The sequence below is a fragment of the Paenibacillus sp. 01T424 genome (assembly GCF_056398745.1).
This window is the reverse complement of record NZ_JBFTPZ010000010.1, coordinates 117349-136391: the sequence shown is the minus strand read 5'-3', so window position 1 is coordinate 136391 and position 19043 is coordinate 117349. Positions and strand designations below refer to the sequence as shown.

General features: G+C 33.1%; 22 protein-coding genes and 1 pseudogene. 15 read left to right on the top strand and 8 right to left on the bottom strand.

Translation table 11 applies throughout. The features are described 5' to 3' along the window. Nucleotides 1–4 precede the first annotated feature (4 nt). From AC1DPK_RS10925 to AC1DPK_RS10910, 4 genes are all read left to right on the top strand, one after another. Complete coding sequence (locus AC1DPK_RS10925; protein ID WP_477510312.1) at nt 5–463, top strand: hypothetical protein; 459 nt, start codon at nt 5–7, stop codon at nt 461–463. Nucleotides 464–811: 348 nt separating this feature from the next. Then, nucleotides 812–1429, top strand: a complete 618-nt coding sequence (locus AC1DPK_RS10920; protein WP_477510311.1) for an Ntn hydrolase family protein — start codon at nt 812–814, stop codon at nt 1427–1429. Next, nucleotides 1426–1881, top strand: a complete 456-nt coding sequence (locus tag AC1DPK_RS10915) for a hypothetical protein (protein ID WP_477510310.1) — start codon at nt 1426–1428, stop codon at nt 1879–1881. The genes AC1DPK_RS10920 and AC1DPK_RS10915 overlap by 4 nt, the downstream gene beginning before the upstream one ends. A 483-nt stretch (nt 1882–2364) precedes the next feature. Further along, a complete protein-coding gene (locus AC1DPK_RS10910) occupies nt 2365–3501 on the top strand; it encodes a hypothetical protein (RefSeq protein ID WP_477510309.1) in 1137 nt (378 codons plus the stop codon). A gap of 423 nt (nt 3502–3924) precedes the next feature. Here the strand turns inward: AC1DPK_RS10910 and AC1DPK_RS10905 are convergent, their stop codons facing one another. Beyond that, nucleotides 3925–4605 carry a hypothetical protein gene (locus AC1DPK_RS10905; RefSeq protein ID WP_477510308.1) on the bottom strand — a complete coding sequence of 227 codons (681 nt, stop codon included), beginning with the start codon at nt 4603–4605 and terminating at the stop codon, nt 3925–3927. Nucleotides 4606–4771: 166 nt separating this feature from the next. On the opposite strand from AC1DPK_RS10905, the gene AC1DPK_RS10900 reads away from it, so the two are divergent. Further along, entirely contained in the window at nt 4772–5398 is a 627-nt protein-coding gene (locus tag AC1DPK_RS10900) for a hypothetical protein (protein WP_477510307.1), read from the top strand. Nucleotides 5399–5633: 235 nt separating this feature from the next. On the opposite strand, the gene AC1DPK_RS10895 is transcribed toward AC1DPK_RS10900, so the two are convergent. The 3 genes from AC1DPK_RS10895 to AC1DPK_RS10885 form a co-directional block, all read right to left on the bottom strand. Further along, nucleotides 5634–6338: a hypothetical protein gene (locus tag AC1DPK_RS10895; protein WP_477510306.1), complete on the bottom strand. Its 705-nt coding sequence runs from the start codon at nt 6336–6338 to the stop codon at nt 5634–5636. 230 nt (nt 6339–6568) lie between these two features. Continuing rightward, complete coding sequence (locus tag AC1DPK_RS10890; RefSeq protein ID WP_477510328.1) at nt 6569–6757, bottom strand: restriction endonuclease; 189 nt, start codon at nt 6755–6757, stop codon at nt 6569–6571. Nucleotides 6758–6837: 80 nt separating this feature from the next. Further along, nucleotides 6838–7167, bottom strand: coding sequence for a hypothetical protein (locus AC1DPK_RS10885; protein WP_477510305.1), 330 nt, complete (start codon nt 7165–7167; stop codon nt 6838–6840). 148 nt (nt 7168–7315) lie between these two features. Here AC1DPK_RS10885 and AC1DPK_RS10880 point away from each other — a divergent pair, with 148 nt between their 5' ends. The 7 genes from AC1DPK_RS10880 to AC1DPK_RS10850 all read left to right on the top strand — a co-directional run bounded on the left by AC1DPK_RS10880 (nt 7316) and on the right by AC1DPK_RS10850 (nt 13125). Next, a complete protein-coding gene (locus AC1DPK_RS10880) occupies nt 7316–8083 on the top strand; it encodes a hypothetical protein (RefSeq protein ID WP_477510304.1) in 768 nt (255 codons plus the stop codon). 249 nt (nt 8084–8332) lie between these two features. Further along, nucleotides 8333–8731 (top strand): hypothetical protein, encoded by a 399-nt coding sequence (locus AC1DPK_RS10875; protein WP_477510303.1) that lies wholly within the window; start codon nt 8333–8335, stop codon nt 8729–8731. A 20-nt stretch (nt 8732–8751) separates the two neighbouring features. After that, entirely contained in the window at nt 8752–9264 is a 513-nt protein-coding gene (locus tag AC1DPK_RS10870) for an FxLYD domain-containing protein (protein ID WP_477510302.1), read from the top strand. Between the two features lie 131 nt (nt 9265–9395). Next, nucleotides 9396–10997 (top strand): AAA family ATPase, encoded by a 1602-nt coding sequence (locus AC1DPK_RS10865; RefSeq protein ID WP_477510301.1) that lies wholly within the window; start codon nt 9396–9398, stop codon nt 10995–10997. 1 nt (nt 10998) lies between these two features. Next, nucleotides 10999–11847, top strand: a complete 849-nt coding sequence (locus tag AC1DPK_RS10860; protein WP_477510300.1) for an HNH endonuclease — start codon at nt 10999–11001, stop codon at nt 11845–11847. Between the two features lie 312 nt (nt 11848–12159). Continuing rightward, a complete protein-coding gene (locus tag AC1DPK_RS10855) occupies nt 12160–12732 on the top strand; it encodes a recombinase family protein (protein ID WP_477510299.1) in 573 nt (190 codons plus the stop codon). Nucleotides 12733–12849: 117 nt separating this feature from the next. Next, the gene (locus tag AC1DPK_RS10850; protein ID WP_477510298.1) at nt 12850–13125 is read left to right on the top strand and encodes a hypothetical protein; all 276 of its coding nucleotides are present in this window, start codon (nt 12850–12852) and stop codon (nt 13123–13125) included. A 64-nt stretch (nt 13126–13189) separates the two neighbouring features. Here the strand turns inward: AC1DPK_RS10850 and AC1DPK_RS10845 are convergent, their stop codons facing one another. The 3 genes from AC1DPK_RS10845 to AC1DPK_RS10835 form a co-directional block, all read right to left on the bottom strand. Then, nucleotides 13190–13804: an SLATT domain-containing protein gene (locus tag AC1DPK_RS10845; RefSeq protein ID WP_477510297.1), complete on the bottom strand. Its 615-nt coding sequence runs from the start codon at nt 13802–13804 to the stop codon at nt 13190–13192. 23 nt (nt 13805–13827) lie between these two features. After that, on the bottom strand, nt 13828–15165 hold the full coding sequence (locus tag AC1DPK_RS10840; protein WP_477510296.1) for a reverse transcriptase domain-containing protein: 1338 nt from the start codon (nt 15163–15165) through the stop codon (nt 13828–13830). Between the two features lie 681 nt (nt 15166–15846). Next, nucleotides 15847–16065 (bottom strand): helix-turn-helix domain-containing protein, encoded by a 219-nt coding sequence (locus AC1DPK_RS10835; RefSeq protein ID WP_477510327.1) that lies wholly within the window; start codon nt 16063–16065, stop codon nt 15847–15849. 180 nt (nt 16066–16245) lie between these two features. Between AC1DPK_RS10835 and AC1DPK_RS10830 the strand changes: the two genes are divergently transcribed. The 3 genes and pseudogenes from AC1DPK_RS10830 (at nt 16246) to AC1DPK_RS10820 (ending at nt 18112) form a co-directional block, all read left to right on the top strand. Next, a complete protein-coding gene (locus AC1DPK_RS10830) occupies nt 16246–16680 on the top strand; it encodes a hypothetical protein (RefSeq protein WP_477510295.1) in 435 nt (144 codons plus the stop codon). 356 nt (nt 16681–17036) lie between these two features. Continuing rightward, nucleotides 17037–17180, top strand: a pseudogene (locus AC1DPK_RS10825) (hypothetical protein); the annotation flags it as partial. Between the two features lie 317 nt (nt 17181–17497). After that, a complete protein-coding gene (locus AC1DPK_RS10820) occupies nt 17498–18112 on the top strand; it encodes an undecaprenyl-diphosphatase (RefSeq protein ID WP_477510294.1) in 615 nt (204 codons plus the stop codon). Nucleotides 18113–18236: 124 nt separating this feature from the next. Here AC1DPK_RS10820 and AC1DPK_RS10815 read toward each other — a convergent pair whose 3' ends face one another. Then, nucleotides 18237–18953 (bottom strand): FadR/GntR family transcriptional regulator, encoded by a 717-nt coding sequence (locus AC1DPK_RS10815; RefSeq protein WP_477510293.1) that lies wholly within the window; start codon nt 18951–18953, stop codon nt 18237–18239. Nucleotides 18954–19043 lie beyond the last annotated feature (90 nt).

The following is a 19043-nucleotide window of genomic DNA, read 5'->3' as shown; positions in this document are numbered from 1 at the left end:
AACTATGAAAAAATATAATAGTGTCAAAGAAATGAAAAAGAGATATGCCATGTTAAGAGATGAAAAAAAGTCTATGACAAAGTATTTTATGAATTATGAACAAGTTTTAAAACTTTTGACAGATCATGTTGGCTATATGGGGGAGAATTTGGATGAAGGAACGAAAAATCAATTACTGTGGTTGTTAAAAGAAAAGAACAAACTAGAAAAAAACTTATTATTGAATGGATTTGAGATGAATTTATTAGACTCAAAGATAAAGAAATTATTTAAAGGAGTAATTGAGAATGATCTTATGGACATTACAATTTATAGTTGTAATAGGGATTTAGCTGAGTACGAAATTGAGGAGGATACTATTATACAATGCGGTAGCCCATATAAAGTGGAAAAAAATCAAGCTCAAGTTGAATTTAAATTTTATCCAACGTCAAAGCGAGAAAAGCTAACTTCTTCTTATTAAATACCATAATTTGACAAATTTATCCTCATATGATATAATACTTGTATGGTCGAATTAGAGATTGCTCTAAATATTATCGATCAATCAAATTATATTTGTATAACTAGGGGATTCTTATGAATCCCTTATTTCTGTTGTCCAAAAATATCAAGGAGGTAGTCAGATTGTCAGAGAGAGATGAATACAGGCTTTTAAGAATACGGAAAAGGATAAGGCTAAGCGTACTTGCAGTGCTTTTGAATTGTCACAAGTCGCATATTAGTAATTATGAAAATAGTAGGAATGGAATGAGCTTAGATAAAGTTATAGAATACAAAAAATACATTGATGAAAAAGGAGCYGAGTAAGATGAGCTTATGCATAGCTATAAATAATCCAAGCAATTATGTAATGATTGCTGGCGATGGGCGAATAATGAAAGGGAAAAAGGTAATTAGTGATAATCACAAGAAGTTAACTAGATTGACTAATAAGGTATCTATTTTTTGTTCTGGAGCGCAAGACTATTGTGAGGAGCTGCGTATACGAATAGCTCATTTAGTCAATGAAGAAACTTCAATAGACAAGATAGCCCTTATCGTACAAAAAGAAAGTTTATTGGTTCATCTACGCTTCATTTTGGATTATCCAACCTACTACGTTCATGAACCAACAGGTTCAGGGTTGGCTATAATACTAGCTTACTTTGATGTAGAGAAGAATCAGAGTGGTTTTATCCAATATTCCCATTCGGACGGATTTGAACCGCATGTTATAACGTCTTCTGAAGTCGTTGTAAGGGGCATTGGACAACAGAATGGATTAGACTTCCTAGTCAATCATTTCAACCCAAATCAAGCCGTAGAAAGCCTTCTGGATACATTTGATTTCGTGGGAGCTTTAGAAGAGAGAGTTGGTGGTAATATTACGGTTCATATATTAAGCAGAGAGAATATTACAGAATTCGAGAGAGGACAAAAGATATGAATGTTCAGATGGGGAAAAACGCTACTTTGAGTTGGAATCAGGTGACTAGTCAACCGAATGCTGCGGCTTTAGGTGGTATTATGGCTAACTCCAGCAGATTAACACATATAGATGCTAATGGTGTTTATACTGGAACACTGACTGCAGATCAGATAATTGCAGGGAGGATAAGTTCAGATTACATTGACACTTCAAACTTAGCAGCGGAGAAGATATATCAGAAGGGATATCCAGCAAACTTTATCAAAGTTGGAGGACAATTTGGCGACCTGGAACTTAGCTACAACGGAAATAATTACTTTACCATCTACAATGGTGTTGACTATGTTTCTCTAAAACATTTTGGAAATGAATATTTGAGAATGTCAGGTGCAGCCAGTGCAGCAATTCCTGTAGGTAAATGGGATTTTAGTTCTGCGATAGTAACAGGAGTTACGGCGGTGTTTGGTTAAAAAATTAATCTAAATATTGAGATAGATGCTATCACGTGGTTAGCTTACTTGTTGTTCAAATTTATGAAAGAAGGTGGGAAAATGTTTTCAAATAGAGATGTTTTCTTTTATTGTTATAGTCCAAAGTTATTTCATTATTTCATAAAGAGAGGCTTTAAGTATATATGCTCGGGGTTAAATGAGAGTACTGGAATTAAGTTTTGGCAATTTAGTGGAACAACCGAATTAAACAAAGCTTTAGCTGAGTATCGATTATTGGGTTCAAAAGATACCGTGAGAAAAAAAGATCGGTAAAATTTAACCGTATGATAAAATCATTTCGGTAATATACAACCTTATTATTCTCAAATATAAGAAATATTCGATTATATATAACCTGATTTTGCAGAGTATACAGAGAAAAAGTTACAGAGAATACTTCCTACAGATAAAAGAGAAGGAGGAGGGAGGTTCTCAATTTTATTATTATGGAGGTATTATCAGTTGATAAAAAAAGAAGAAAAAGGATTCGTACCAGTTGCAAACAAGTATTTTTATTCAGAAAGGTTAACGCCAAATGAGTTGTATTTATTTTATTATCTTTATGCATCACGTAGTTTTTATTGTCCAAATATATGTAGAACCAATTTAAACTTAATAGCATCAGAAGTAAAGTTTTTAAAAAAAGTGCAAGACAATAGAGATCGAATCGTTGAGAGCCTACTCTCTCTTGAAATAAAAGGGGTCATTTTTCTCAGTTTTAATGATTCAAATTTAAAAAAAGCTTCTAAAATCGATATTACTTTCCCTATAATTGAGAAAGGATTTGAGAAGATTCAATATTCTATATATGATTTAACAACTAATGCAGAAGAGTTTATGGTATTGTGTGCAGTCAAGACATTAAAGAAGTCTATTTCTGCAATAGAGTTTTCTGCAATACTGAATTGTTCCGAACGACATGTTACTGACTTAATAAAGAAGATGGAGGAGAAAGGACTTTTAAATGTGAATAGTGGGAGACATTATGTGAACGAAAATAATCAAGTCAGACAAGAAGTGAATTCATATACCGTAAATGAAGATCAAGATTCTGAAAACATTAATCATAAAAATAATTCAAATAACGCGGAGGAAGAAACACGACCAAGTAATTGGGGAAACAAGGAAAAGAAATTAACAACTAAAGATTACTACGTTTACTTAACAACTAAAGATTTGAATTTTAAAACTATGGTTGAAAGAATAATCTATTATTTAGAGAATCCTAGTGATACTTCTAAAAGACCGTTTGACTTCAGTAAAATGAGAAGTGATGCTGAATTAATGGTTGAGAAAGAAAGAGCTAAAAGCATTATTAATGGTGTGTATATGGAAGGTGATGCAACAATTTTACCAGTTACATGTGATAATATTGATAATATTGATTTTTCAAAAGTTTCAGGTGTAATGTATAGTGAAGGCGGAATAAAAAGAACTGGAGATTTTAGTATATTGGCTAATGATAAAGAGAATAGTTCTGAAATGGAATTTATATATAATCAATATATATCGATTGTTAAAGAAAATAGAACTTTTAATAATATAGATGCTAAATGCATAAAAAATGAAATTATAAAAAATTCGGAGACTCTAGCTTGAGTACAAACATGTATAAACAGTAAAAAATAGCCACCTACTCAATTGTTGAGTAGGTGGCTCTTCTTAATTGCTATTTTAAATTGCGTTATTTCATATATTTTATTCCTGTCTGAGTACACATTTGGAGTGTGTGTACTCAGACAGGTGATCTAAAAGTTTATTTTACTGGTAGTTGGTAGCTAGCTAATCTCAGATAATGAATCTATAATAATTAATTTACTTTAACAATACTAATGCGATGTTGATTGCTACCGTTAAAATTGCAAATACGTATGCAAGATTAACTTTAAGTTTTATTTTTATTTTAAAATGTTAATCATCCTCCTAAATGTTTACGGAAAAGATGACCACTCTGTCTGAGTTTTCTTATTATATCATGCTTATTATGGGTATTCAAAGTTTTTATATAAGTCTGCATAGATTTTAATTTAATAAAAGCAAATTATCAATGAATACTCGTTTTGCATGTGCGAAAAGTTGTGCTCCTTGAGAAGTATCGAAACTTAAACAGGTTGCTATTCCAATCAATGTTTGGATCAAGACGCCTTTCCAGTCATATCTATTCAATTTGTCTACTGAGAGAGTAAGATAATCAAGTTTGTTGTTTATTTCTGTCATCTGATTAGTTGTTGGATTAAACTCAATGGCAATTATTTTTCTAAAGTTTTCAATCATACTAACTAAAGTTATTTTCTCGTCATGAGAAAAGTTTACTTTATCATCTCCAACTCCTAAATATTCATTTTCTTCTTGAAAAAGGGTACTCCAAAGATCAATATGATCTTCTTCTGAAAGGTAATCGGATAGATCATTTTCAAGCCAATGTGTAAATGCCAAATAAATAGGTTCTATATCAGAAAACCAATCTCTATCAGGATTATAATCACTTTCAGCAAAACTAGGAGAAAACTCAATATAAGCATAATCGTAATGTTTGTAGCTTTCAGGGGTGTTACGATACCAAAACATCATAGGTGAGTCTTTAAATTTTATAACAAATGCAGGATTGTTCTTTATTAATTGTTCACTGACTTCAAACTGATTCCTTGAAAATTTTGATTTATCTATGCAGTTTAAAAAACCATTTTTATCTTTTTTTAACATGACTTATTACCTCCATGATGATTAGTACAAATGGTTCGTTTCAACTAAGTATGATGGCTGTACTTGATCATTATATCTAAAATGGAAATTTTATAAAAGTCTTTTGGAGGATAATGCTGGAAAAAGTCGAAATAAGACATAAGCAAAATAGTATAAGGGGTGCGAGATGGCAGAAGAGACAACTGAGAATAAAGTAAGCTTAAAAAACATTGTGATTAATACAACCTCAATCATCACTCTATTTACTCTTTTCTTTTATGTGGTAGCATATCGTTTTGAGGCAGGGTACAAGTCTTATTTTTCTATTCCAGACAAGTTAATAGAACTGAATATTCTCACTATTATTAGACCTAATATTCCATTTACCACTATGCTTATTCTAGTAGCTGTTGCAATGCTGGTGTATTTTTCGCTTTTTTTCGTTTCAGTTTTGTTAATAGATAAATTCATAATAAAGAAATTCTTTTCTTTAAGATTGATTGGATTAAATGATATCCCAATTGTACTGAAGTTTATGTCTTTACTTGTGTTCATTGCTGTTGTCTTATCTGCTTATTCTACTGCGTACAATTTTGGTAAAGATAGTGTATTAAATACGAGAACATATTGGACGATTGAACAAAAGAATGACACTTATGCTGTCGTGGATACATTTAACGGAAATTTCATTTGTGTTCCTATCGATATTGATAATGCTACTTTCAAAGCGGAGTACATTTTTGTAAAACCCGAAGAGGTTAAAGATAATTTTAAAAATGTTTTAATAAAAGAAGCTTTACATGAAAAAGAGTAGTTGGATATCAAACACGATGATGAAGAAAGAAATGAGTAACATGACTGCATTAGCTCGCAACTTGTTACATATACGTTAACGATTCTTTTATTCACATTAGAACATAAGCTAATCTCAACAAAAAAAAGCACTTCTACGTTAAATGTTTAACGTAAGGAGTGCTTTTACCTTACATAAAATTCTAGTTTTATCTAACAGATTAATTTTTCATGCGAGTGTTTAGACGAATGTATTGTTAAATCTTATTTATCTTACTCTCTAGGTAGCTGCCTATAAACCAAACGAAAGATGAAGGAATAATCCAGATAATCATTGTTACTACAACTTCCTGAATGTCTTTCATAAAGTAGAGAATAATTCCGAAGATGAATTCCATTAAAACGATGGAAAAAGCATTTCCATGTTCACGCAGATGTCGATAGGATTCAGTATATTCTTTTATTACTTCTGGATTAGTTGTAGGAATAGAAACAATTGTACTACTACTAGCTGCTCTTTTATTAATCAATTTCACATAAAAATCTAGGATGTTTCCTTTGTATAGAGCTAATACGAGGAGAATTACTTGTACTAGAAATATAAATATAAGGAAGAACCATTCTAAGTTATTTTTAGTCACCCAATATAAAGCGACTGTAACTAAGATCAATACAATGATTCCAATGATTGTAGGTTTCTTATTGAACTTGTGAGGTTTGAAAATACTTGACCTAGTAGCATGTAAAACCAGTATTGGCGTACTTGCAATATAGCAGAAAGCTAAACCAAGTAACCCAAATAAAATTATATGAGAAGAAGTGAAGTCTTTTAAAGAAACTTGCAACTTGTAAAATTTACTAAATGCAGTATTGTTACTGTATAGGTATAAAGTGACTAATGTACCGAATACTGTACCAACAAAATACCTTACTAAATAAAACTCCCACCAACGATTATTCAATGGTATTCCCCCTTCATTATACGAAGCTTGATACATGCTTGAGTTCGACTCTGTTCGTAATGTTAATAGCAATATATTTGACCTTTAAACGCCTTTGATTCAACAACCAGTATCCCTTAACTATATTAGTAATAGATTGCAGATTCTTAGCGCATAGGAACAGATCATTGACTAATCTACAAGTATTGGTTGCAGTGGTAGCTGTCTCTTCATCAGAAACGTTTTCCTCCTCATTTCACTTTAATAGTCTGCGCAGTATTGATGATCTTCGCCATCTGCTCAATCAGAATCTCTCTGTCCCACAGCTTAACTCCAAGACGTTTGCCGCCATCTCTAGCTTGTTCTGTGAATCCGCTGTTGGTGATCACCCATGCTTTGTTACATCTATATACGTCCTTGCTCGTATAAGCCTGCTGTATTCATAGCCTACGTTCTTCTTCCACCGTGTGGCTTTAATGATAACATTCTTTATAGATGATGATAGGCTGAGATCAGCCCCTTAGTCGCCCTTGCCACCTGTACGCTTCACTTGCCAACCAAGACGCTTGAAGAACTGCTCAAGGTAACGCTCAAACATCGTTCCAGTAATCTTGTCTATCTCGTTGATGTGGGCTTTCTTTAGCTTTTCTTGAACATAGACAATACGGAAACCAATGCTAACCGCTAGAACAATGATGATGAAAATTAAAAGGGGATTCAGCCATGCTCCACCGAATGTTGCTCCATCCTTGCTTAAGGTGATGTTGAAGGCGAACAGAAAGGCACAGCCAATTGCAAGCTGTATTGCTAGATCAACGAATGTAGGGCCTTTCTTACGTCCTCTAGCCAAATTCTAATTCTCCTATTCATTTGGAATATGTTAGTATATATATAGGTAATTATATCTAGTTCGATTGAATTGTGGAAGCGAATGTTAGGAATGTAGACTGGGTATAGAATGTAGTGAAATTAATATTTCTGGTGGAGGGATGAAGCTCTTGTCGAATGAACCACAAAGTGAACAAATAGAATCAATATTGGCGACAATCGTAAGATTGTTTGCAAAAGAAGGCTCTGCTAAAGAAGTAGCTGTACTATCAGAATCAGAAGCATCAATTAAGGAAACTAGTTACGACAACTGGAATGGTGGTTCATACTTCCACACTCTATTTTTGAAAATACCTATTTCATTATTTGCTCAAATAGAGCAAGAGAAAGAGGGGATAGAGGAAAATATACAGCAACGTGCAGCTAAATTGTTTGATGAAGAAAACTACTATTTGCAGCATGTGAAAATATGCCCACAACTAGCAAAAGACAGTGACTGGCGTTTGAAATCTAAACAGTGGTTAAATGGAGCTAATATAAATAATCAAGGCAGAGTTCGTTCTGATAATATTGCTTCGAAGAATATGGATGGCTTATTGTTTAGATCAATTCCAGAGATAAACATGTATAAAGCTTTTAAGTCGCTAGGCGTTTCGTTTGCGCCATTGCCTGTTTTCATTAGAGGTGGGCAATCGTATCGCAGAATTGAACCTGACTTTATGATTATTAAGGATGGAATTGTTTTAGTGGTTGAGGTTGATGGCGATACAGTTCATCAAGAGTCCCCTACGGAAGCACATGATAGAACTACTATGCTACTTCATGAAGGTGTCCATATCGAGAGAATAAGGGCTAGTGAATGTGATACGGAACAGAAGGCAAATGAAAGTGCTAAGAAGATATTAAATATTTTAGATAAACATAGAAATGTACGGTAAGCCAAATGAGATTGGGAAGCATAATTCAATGAATAAATACGGTCAGACAGCTGTTAAAGCAGTTCAGTTACTTCAATTGAAACACACATGTTCGGTGAAGGTACAGTAGAACAGAAAAAGGAACATCCAAAGAAAGCCTTTTTTTGACTTTGTGAAACTGATTGGGTTCGTGGTATTAAACAAGAAAGTTGTGGTCTTATTCTTATTGGATTGTCTTCATTATTTAGGGTTCAAGGGGTGATGTTTGATATGAAGTTATTGCATGAATCAGGAAAATATTATTATATTAGCTGTGAAAGATGCTCTAAGGAGAATAAGGTTCTTAAGATTAGCTGTCAATTAAATGACATTGGCTATAAGTCCAATGCAGTTATTATGTGCTCCTGTGGAGAGTCTTCAAATATCATTAAGAAGCCAGCAAACAAACAGTTGTTTCAAGATACGGATAATTCAAACGAGATATTGCGTTGTCCAAAATGCAAATCCACTCAGTTGTCCGCAGGAGACAAAGGCTTTAGCCTTGGTAAGGCAGCTGTTGGAGGTGCTTTGTTAGGAGGAGTTGGACTACTAGGAGGACTTATTGGAAGTAAGAAGTTAATGGTTGGTTGTATGAATTGTGGACATAAATGGGAAGCAGGAACTTCATAAAAGATGGAGTTGTGTCTAAATTGCGTAATACAATATTAATACTCATTGCCTTATCTATTTTCATATTCTCTGGATGTTCAAACGGTGCGGATAGTGTTAGTTCAAGCTCTGATAGTGAATACAATGAAATGATGGCAAAAGCTAAAGAATTACATAAGCAAGGAAAAACAGAAGAAGCATTTGAGGTTATTTCGGATGTTGTAATCAAGTCAGAGGATATGAATTTCCTTACAGAATTGCTGGACGTAATAAATAAAGATGCAGTTCCTATGCTAGATCTCATTGATATAGAAGTGAGTCGAGATGAAGATTACATTCGTGCAACAGGATCAGTAAAGAATAATGGAAACACATCGTATTTCTACATAAAGGTTAAGGCAATATATATGGATGCAAATGATAATGTGATAGATACTGATTGGACATACGCCATTGATTCATTAGGGATTGAGCCAAACGAGACTAAGAAGTTTGAGATGATGACCAAATATCCAGAGGGGATAAAGAAATATAAATTTGAACTGTTTGAATAGATATATCGAATGACCGATTAGCACTAAGAGTGCATAATGTCGAAGCAATCCTTTGTGCGAAAATGGAGTCTGGATTGCATGTCAGGGCTAAGAGGATTGAGAGGAGAATGTTGCTTGAAGGCATATAATAATTGTCTAAGTTTGCTATTCAACTTAAATTTATTTATAAAATAATTGTTGAAGGTGATACTATGAAGTTTTATATTAGAGGTTTTACTCATAATTTTACTATCCCAACTAGTGTTGTAGAATTTCCCTCTGTAGTTTTAATGACAGATAACTGGAATGATTATGGATATGAGACGTATTTTCATGTTTATTACATATATAATTCTGATGCTTTTGAGTATATGGGTGCGTGTAAAATTTGTAGTAAACTCAATCCAACTACAAGATTGGTCATTCCAAGAGAATTTGAGTGTTTAGATGAAAATTTTTGTTCCCTGGGTCAATCAGTTTCTTACTATGAAACTATATGCAAAGAAGGATTTGAACGAGCAAAGAAAATTCTAAATTCACTTAACGATACAGCGTTAAACGACGATATCCGCATAAGATTTAAAGATGAACCTGCATTTAAAGAGTCATTACTACGTTTCAGTGAAGCAGGTAAAGCATTAAAAGAGGCTAAGTTATACTTTGGTGAATCAATAATAATAGACAGGTCTTTAAATTTTAGATTTGAATATAAAATACCTAATGCAACCTCACCTCATAGGGTTGACTTAAACTTTTCTGAAAATGATGTTCCATTTAGAATAAATTGTTTTGTGGGTAAAAATGCAACTGGTAAAACTAGAATTTTAACTGAACTCGCAAGTAGATTGAGTGGAGCGAAAAAGAGTGGGAATAGATCGTTTACACCCGAAAGACCATCATTTAGTAAAATAATCGCTATTTCATATAGTGCATTTGATGAATTGTATAAACCATTTGAAGAGGAAAAGAATGAAAAAAAACAGTTAGAGGGAAAAAATGAGAATGATGAAACTGAAGACAACAACAGAATAGAAGATACAATACTTGGTAGCTATGTCTATTGTGGGTTACGTAATAGTAAAGGATTACTAACAATAAATGAAATCGAAGAAAATTTTTTCAATGCCTATAATAAAGTTCTGAAAAGAGAAAGAGAACAAAAATGGATAGAAATAATGAGTAATATTCTAGAGCCAGAACATTTAAGGATTATTGATGATATAAGAGTTATAAGAACTAAAGTTGCATCAGAACCAACTAATTTTCTCAGTTCTTACTTAAGCTCAGGTCAGAATATAATGCTATCAACAATAACTGAAGTTATAGCCAATATAGAGGTCGATTCTTTACTTCTATTCGATGAACCAGAGTTACATTTGCATCCTAATGCTATTGCCAATTTTATGAGAATGTTTTATGAATTGTTATCTACATTCAATTCATATGCAATTTTATCAACTCACTCACCATTAATAATTCAAGAAATACCTTCAAAATTCGTTAAGTTATTCAATAGATCGAATAATACTCCTTATATTACAGATCCAGATGGAGAATGCTTTGGTGAAAATATAAGTGTATTAACAAATGATCTTTTTGAAGTTAGAGAACATGAAAGTAACTATAAAACTTGGCTTAAAAAAATGAAAGAGGAAGGGAACTCATATGATAATATCATACAAAAATTTGATTTTAACCTAAGTTATAATGCACAGACATATTTGAATGCATTATATGTAGAAGAGGTAGAGTGACATGAAAAAGTTAATTTCTCCAGAACTTAACGCTAATGATGTTTATATGCATCTCATGGAAAACGCAAGATCAAAAGAGAAAAAAGAAAGATTATTGCAATTGCAACCTTATGTATACAGTAGATACGACATTTATACGAAGAATGCTTTAAGCTTAGAGAATATTTCAGAAAGTAAGATAACGGAAGAAAATGATAAATCAACGATGCAAAGCTGTTATAATCGTAATAGTAAAGGTTACCTCGAGGGAGAAGTAGTCGCAGAAATAATAGGTATTCAATCAGTTCAACATAAAAACAAATGCCCATATTGTGGTCTAGATAGACCACGTACAATAGACCATTATTTGCCGAAAAGTGACTTCCCAGAGTTTTCAGTTTTTCCTTCAAACTTGATACCTTGCTGTCAATATTGCAATGGTAAAAAGGGAGATAGATGGATTAGAAATGGAAAGAGAATCTTTCTTAACCTTTATTACGATGAAATACCTGAAGTAAAGTATCTACATACAAATATTGAACTTAATAAAGCAGACATACCTCTCATTAGATTTACATTGAGTAATAATGGTGAGATTAATCCGTATTTATTTGAGATAATTCAAGAACACTATGCAGCATTAGATCTCCTTAAACAATTTTCATTAAATGTAGAGGACGAAATTTCAAACATTAATGACCATATCCTACACGACAAACTTTCAATTGAAACTCAAAAACGAACATTAAGAAATGAATTGGCTTCTTCAATTAGACGGTATGGTATAAATTTCTGGAAATCATCTTTTTTAGATGCATTACTAGAATGCGATGTGTTTTTTGAGAAATACCAAAAACAAGCTTTAGTGTAATCAAAGCATAAGAGTAATATTGATTAACTATCTAAAAACGAACTCGAAAACACGTGTCTAGTTAGGTTTTATGTCTTTTGAAGTTATCAATAGAAGAAAGATATAGTTTCAACAAAATACTAATCAATGGATATTTTGTCTAATTCCAATAACGAAGATTTTTGAGTAATTTATTGGGGTTTTGCCGTTCGATAGTTTTGAGAAGTTATAGGAGGATTAGAACTCATCTCGAAATCAAAGGATCTTTAGACTGGACTTTTACGGGTTATGAGAGTACAGTCTGGGCTGTGATTACGAAGTGGGGGGATTCTAATGCCGAAAATTGGATATGGACGTGTTAGCACTATTGATCAAAGTCTTGATTTGCAAATGGATGCTTTAAATGAAAGCGGATGTATTAAAATATTTATGGAAAAAGCTTCAGGGAAAAAAGATGACCGTGTTGAATTAGCAAAAGCCATTGAATATCTTAGAGAGGGAGACTCTTTAGTCGTCTACAAGCTAGATCGTCTTGCAAGATCAACCAAGAAGCTGATAGAAATAAGTGAACTGCTAGATAATAGAGGAATTGAACTTATTAGCATTGTAGATAACATTGATACAAAAAACGCCGTTGGTAAAGCTATGTTTCGGATGCTCGCAGTTATTGCAGAGTTGGAGCGAGACATTATAAGTGAACGTACAATGGCAGGATTAGCTGCAGCAAGAGCAAGAGGACGCAAGGGTGGTCGTCCTAGAACTGATGAAAAGAAACTCAATCAAGCCATTAAACTATATGACAGTAAGCAGCATAGTTTAAATGAAATATCGGAACTAACGGGTGTTTCCAAACCTACTTTATATAGAGAGCTATCAAAGAGATCGGATACTAGGAAGTCTTCATAATGAGGGCTTCTTATATTTCAATAGGGGGGGGATCATTATTACATTTTTTAACCTTTTCGTTTTTCCATACCCCCTGTGCACTCCGACTCCGCGATCCAGAAAAATAGGAGGTTCTATATGGAAGAGTATTTTCAAAATATTGTTGAAAACCTAGATATTCAAGATATCAATATGTTAAAGCTGCTTTCAAACGAAGGAGCAACTGCAAAATTCAAAGCTATGCTTCATATAGTAGCCTCTGAGAAGTGTGGCCTGACAGAAGCAAAATATAGGAACGTTGTAGTGAGATTAACTGCTATGAGATTTATCGAGCTAAATACGGTTTCTAAAGAGCACTCAATATTTATCAATGGTTATGGTAAACGTGCGTTAGCATTAATTAATGATAAATAATGATGTTTTAAAAGTCATAGAAATATCAATTTATGATAATTTCTTAGGTTTGTTGTAGTTGGAACTATTTGTATAATAAAATTCCAACTACAATAACAATAACAATTGGAATTAGAAAAACGGAAAGTAGAGAAGTTTTTTTATATATTTTATGCCGTAGATATTTTGACTTCATTTGATTAGTGACTTTTATGTGATTCTTATCAATTAGCATTTTTATGTAATCAATATCTTGATGGTTTTCTGTTCTTGCGATTATATTATTATATTCTTTTTCATGAGCGTATAGATCATTGAGTTTATCTTTATCAGGAATATTACTAAGACAACGCGAAAAATGATTTATTCGGTGTTCTAGTTCATCTAAACTAATATAAGAATGTTTGTATTGTGCGGCTTTTTCCACATAATTAAAAGTAGAGATCAACAATGAAATACCAAATAATCCAACAGATGCAATAACAGCACCTACATTCACATATGTCGAAGAAGTACTATTTGCATCTAATATTAATGCCCAAATAGAGAAACCAAGAACAAAAAAAGTATAATATGAAACTAAGACATTTGATATGGTAGCATTTTTTCTCATTCTTGCTTCGGATTCCATTCTGCTTTTTTTTGTGATCCAAAGCCTGTCTTTTAACTTTTCAATTTCCTCTACAATATATGAACTCATTTTAAATATCTCCTCATATAAACTTAATAGGTTTCCTGTACATCTTTCTCTAGTTCTTTTACAGCAATACTCATTTTTTCTTTGAAGAGGAAATGTATTTGTTCGTCAGTTGATTTTTCAATTAACTCCTGTTTGACACCGAATATGATTTTAAGCATTGATTTTTTTTGAGTTAAGTTAAAGTTTGAAAGCCTAGGTAAATAGTCTGATTTTCCTTTCTTTTTTACAATTTCGTGATAAGCTCGTACAAATTTTTTGACTCTARCTATGAGCTGTTTATTCACTCCAAAATCAATGCAAATTTTGTTAATTAACCAATCTAATTCATAAAGGATAGAAATGTCATCTAGGAGAGAGTAAAAATATAGCCAACCATATTTGTTTCTATCAATTATAAAACCAGTAATTCTTAAGTTCAGTTCCCAAAGAAATAACTCGCTATTTTTATGGTTTCTGTAAGCAGATATGATTTTAATGAGTGAGTCCTTAAGCTTATTCAAGTTCTTTTCTTTAATTGTAAATCCATATTTTGTTGCGCTTATAAGTGCATATTTATAGCCTAAATAATCGAATTCTTTAGATAGTAGCCCGTTGTCCTGCTTGTCGTTCATAGATAATTCAAGTTTTTTGCAGAGGTCAATTTTCAAAGAGTTTAGGACTCTTTTATGATTGTTTTTTTTGCAAAGAATTAAAATATCATCGACGTATCTAAAGTATGCTACATTATTATATTTTGAATATTTTTTATCAATATCTAAAAGATAGATGTTTGCTAGTATATTCGAGATGGAAATACCTTGGGGCACGCCTTTAACGTTCTTTTTATATTCTTTAGATGCGACTGACACAGTTGGATTTTCTAAGGCACTGACGAGTAATTGTTGTATTTCTTTATTTTTGATTTTTTGCCTAACTTTCTTTAATAAAATAGTATGAGGAATTGAATCGTAGAAGCTTTTTATATCTATTTTTATGAAAAATTCATAAGTGCCTAATTTAATTGCTTCTTTTAATTCTTGAACAATAGAAGTAGAGATTTTTAAATCTAATAGATCACTGAATTCTGAGGTTAAAACATCCTTTAATACACCTAATGTTATTTTATCCCTTATGGTAGGAATAGAGATTACACGTGGAAATTTATCTTTACCTTTGGAGATAAGTTTTTCTTTATATGGAGTGAATTTGTATTTACCAAGTAGGACTTTACGTGAAATTATTTCAATATTTTCAATTGGCTTAAAAGATGCTTTATTTATTCTATCTAGCCCAGCAGTTGCTTTAAGTGAAATTCTATTTTCATATACTTGCGTTAAATTGTTAATAGAGAAGCTATCATTGAATAAAGAAGTTTTAATCACGCCAGCTATCCTCCAGGTCGAAATATAGGTGAGCCCCTGAAAGATAAGGATAATTACCTGATATTAGCAGGTTACAATATAATCAAGTTATATTATAGGTATAGACCTTTAACTAGGTATACTCCAAAAGGAGTCCATAAGAATTAGACATTCATATGCAAAGTCAGGGGCTCAATACACATCTTCTCATAAAATAGGTAAATTGTCACATTTTCCGAGTGTCAGAAAGAAATTTAGCATATTTTTGGTTTTTGTGTTACTATATGTCCAAATTAAATACTTAAAAAGCAGAAGCACTGCTAAATTAAGGACTATGTTCCTGTGTTTGGTATGTTCTTTTTTTGTTTTTATAAGAGAGGATGATTAATTTGATAGGTAAAAAAATCGAAAATGAAAACGAATTTCAAAGTTGTATCGCAAACAATCACTTTGTGGAAGTGTGGGTTGGCGAGGAGTTTGACGATTTATGCTTATTAAATAGTTTCAACGATGAAACAGTAAAGACTAATGAGGGCTTTTATTATCTTCGTAGTAACATTACTTTAATAGCTTGTACAAATAACGATTTATAGCTGGTGTCTTGAGAAGCGACAAATTTTCAAATCTTATGGGTTATATAAGAAACATAGAAGACGCTCAGAATTGATTCTGAGCGTCTTCTTGTATATTGAAGTTATTACTCTAAGTTGTGTCAGTATCTTTGATCTTATTGTATTCAATCTCCACAAGTCCGAAGAAACTAGCAGGTCTAATCTTTAGACCATCACATATTTCAAATATTTTACTAATAGAAGGCTCATTCTCACCACGTTCAATTAGGGATACATAGCTGCGGTCTACATTGCATAATCCAGCCAAATCCTCTTGAGATAGGTCTTGTTTAATTCGTAGTGTTTTTATTAGTTTACCAATAATAGGTTTAAGATCTGGATTACGATTGTTCAGAAGAACACCTTCTTTCTGAACAATTATCAGATTTGGATTAGTACAATGACAGATTGTTAATTCGGAAAAATGGTTTAAAATTACAATGAAATATGGTAAAATTTTTGAAGGATTGAACTTAAAGGGGCGTATGAGTTGAATTTAATAAGAGAAGAGTCTGAGTTTCTAATCAGTTCATGTAAAAAGTGTTCTAAAGAACACAAGATTAAGAAGGTATCTTATTTTAAAACGACTAATGACTATAAATTAATTACAGCGATTAATTGTGATTGCGGTAATATCTCAGATATTGTAGATGGAGGTACTAATGGCGATGAGAATCAAGAAAATGCTAAAGATATGAGTGGGTTTCAATCATTAATATGGGGTATTGGCTGTCTAGCTGTCATCGTAGTTGTGGTAATTTTACTTTTGGGGATGCTAATTAAAGGATGCTCAGCAATATTTGATTCGAGCTATGAAAAAAAGGATTTTAAAGATATAACGAGACAAGAGTATAACGATTTTATGAAGTGGGATAGAAAGCAACAGGAAAAGAAATGGGATAATGAGAAGATGTTTGGAAATTAAGAGGAAACAAGAAAGAGCCTGATGGGAAAACATCCCTTAGGCTTTCTCTTATTAATGATTGAATTGTAAGGCAAATGAACTTCATGCTTGTGGCTCGCAATAACTAACTTGCTTCAATAAAGATTAGATATTCTGAAAGTATTCAGGATATTGAAGGGGCTAGAATTGAGGAATAAAGTGTTGTTAATTGAATAGCAGTAAAGGAATCATGTATGTCGATGTTTAAAGCATTTCATTCTTAAGACTACTTTACATAAATTGATCACTACTTTATAATTGAAACTGCTACATCAATACGAGAAGTAGTCTATATTTTTTAGATAGTTAAAAAAACGTGATAACATCAATATATGCGCCGTTCAGCATTGCAAAACGCAGCTTCCGTTGCAGCTATGTTCTTGACAACTGAAGCGGTTGTTGCTGACAAACCAGAGCCTAAGGGTGCTGGCGCTGGCATGCCTGATATGGGCGGCATGGGCGGTATGGGCGGCATGATGTAATAAGGGCGATAAACCCTTATACATCAAGGGTTTTCGTCAGTGAAAATCCTGTTTATCAATATCTTTATAACTTTGAGACCTTCCAGATTATTCTGGGAGGTCTTTTTGCGTTTGGCGAAACTCAACGTGAATAAGGATATTGGAGGAGAGGGAGGTAATCGCTGCCAACGGGGGCAACTGCCAATGTGAATGTTAAAGCCAATTTACAAAATGACAATAATGTAACATAGGAACCCTTAATTGTTAGGGGAATCGATGGTTGTTTGCCTATCTGTCTTTTAAGATATAAGAAATAAAGGCAGAGGAGGTGGTGTGAAATGAATTTTTTAGAAGAAAATATTAATTTATTTAGAATGGTAAATGACCTAGGGAAACAATATCCATACTTAAATCCTGCTATGGTTTTCATTGCTGAGTTTATGGTGTATTTCTTGGTTTTAGGTGTTATCTTCATTTGGTTTACTCGAAATAAACAGAGTAGAATGATGATTGTGTGTGCAACCATTACTTTTGTATTTGCTGAAATTATTGGGAAAATAGCAGGCAAATTTCATTCGAATAATCAACCATTTGCTGAGTTGGCAAATGTTAATAAATTAATTGAAAAAGCAGTTGATAATTCTTTTCCAAGCGATCATACCATATTGTTCTTTTCATTTTGTGTATCCTTTTGGTTATTTAGAAAAGGCTGGTGGTTTTTATGGGTTATACTAGCTTCCCTTGTTGGTATTTCTCGTATTTGGGTCGGTGTCCACTATCCAGCAGATATCCTAGTAGGAGCTATTATAAGCATCATTTCAAGCTCAATTGTTTACCTTGTTGTTCCTAAGTTAAGCTTGACTCAGAAATTGCTAGGGGGTTATGCGAAATGCGAAGAATTGCTTCTATCACCACTAACTAAATCGAAAAGGAATAGATCAAAGGATTATTAAGAGGAATAAAGCACATAGAAAAAAGATAATAGATCCAGTCGGTTATCAGGCTGAGAAGCCTATAGGAAAAAATAAAGCCAAAGATAGAACTGTCGTTCTATCTTTGAATCTTTATTGAACAGAATTATTCTAAAATGTCTCTGCGTTTCAGTACATTCTCGACTTTATGCAAATGAGCTTGAATGAGCTGGCTGGCCAGCTCGCTGTTTTGAGCTAATATTGCATTATATATGGATTGATGCTCTTTTAAGAGAAGTGTGGAAGAGGACTTGTCTTCGAAAAACCACAGCTGGCGAGTTTTTCCCATTGTTTCGGTCAGCTTAGAAGTAAGTGAACTCATTAATGTATTAAGCAGCTTATTGTGTGAGGCAGCTGCTATAGCTAGATGAAATTCGATATCCGCATGTTCACTCATTTGTGTATTATTCATTTCCAACGCTTGCTCCATTTGTTCAATAATCTGCTTTAAGTTCTCGAGATCCCTATCATTTCGACGCTCGGCAGCGAATGCAGCACTGCCGCTTTCAAGCCAAATACGAACTTCCAGTATCTCTTTTACACTTTCCGATTCCTCGAATGGATCTCGCGAGTTGCTCTGCAAGGTAGGCAATACTTTATTGACAAAGGTACCTCCGCCATGCTTTACATCTATCCAGCCTGTTGCCTTTAATGCGCTCAATGCTTCACGAATGGTGGAGCGACCTACTCCAAAGGAGGTACTCAAGTCAACTACGGACGGTAGTTTTTGACCAGGATGTAAGAGACCTTCCTCAATTTGTGAGAGAATGGCTCTTCGCACAAGCTCATGTCCTTTTTCAGTTTCTACCTTTATCGGCTGCATAGAGCTTTAAACCTCCCGAAAATAAAACTATAGACTATACTGTACAACTTTATTACACTATAATCAACACAAAGTCATCAGATGACCTGC

Excerpts from the sequence above, each read along its gene's own strand:
- AC1DPK_RS10920 (WP_477510311.1), top strand. The coding sequence starts at position 812 with ATGAGCTTATGCATAGCTATAAATAATCCAAGCAATTATGTAATGATT.
- AC1DPK_RS10845 (WP_477510297.1), bottom strand. The coding sequence starts at position 13,804 with ATGAGTTCATATATTGTAGAGGAAATTGAAAAGTTAAAAGACAGGCTT.
- AC1DPK_RS10820 (WP_477510294.1), top strand. The coding sequence starts at position 17,498 with ATGAATTTTTTAGAAGAAAATATTAATTTATTTAGAATGGTAAATGAC.
- AC1DPK_RS10900 (WP_477510307.1), top strand. The coding sequence starts at position 4,772 with ATGGCAGAAGAGACAACTGAGAATAAAGTAAGCTTAAAAAACATTGTG.
- AC1DPK_RS10915 (WP_477510310.1), top strand. The coding sequence starts at position 1,426 with ATGAATGTTCAGATGGGGAAAAACGCTACTTTGAGTTGGAATCAGGTG.
- AC1DPK_RS10860 (WP_477510300.1), top strand. The coding sequence starts at position 10,999 with ATGAAAAAGTTAATTTCTCCAGAACTTAACGCTAATGATGTTTATATG.
- AC1DPK_RS10815 (WP_477510293.1), bottom strand. The coding sequence starts at position 18,953 with ATGCAGCCGATAAAGGTAGAAACTGAAAAAGGACATGAGCTTGTGCGA.
- AC1DPK_RS10850 (WP_477510298.1), top strand. The coding sequence starts at position 12,850 with ATGGAAGAGTATTTTCAAAATATTGTTGAAAACCTAGATATTCAAGAT.
- AC1DPK_RS10925 (WP_477510312.1), top strand. The coding sequence starts at position 5 with ATGAAAAAATATAATAGTGTCAAAGAAATGAAAAAGAGATATGCCATG.
- AC1DPK_RS10855 (WP_477510299.1), top strand. The coding sequence starts at position 12,160 with ATGCCGAAAATTGGATATGGACGTGTTAGCACTATTGATCAAAGTCTT.
- AC1DPK_RS10905 (WP_477510308.1), bottom strand. The coding sequence starts at position 4,605 with ATGTTAAAAAAAGATAAAAATGGTTTTTTAAACTGCATAGATAAATCA.
- AC1DPK_RS10875 (WP_477510303.1), top strand. The coding sequence starts at position 8,333 with ATGAAGTTATTGCATGAATCAGGAAAATATTATTATATTAGCTGTGAA.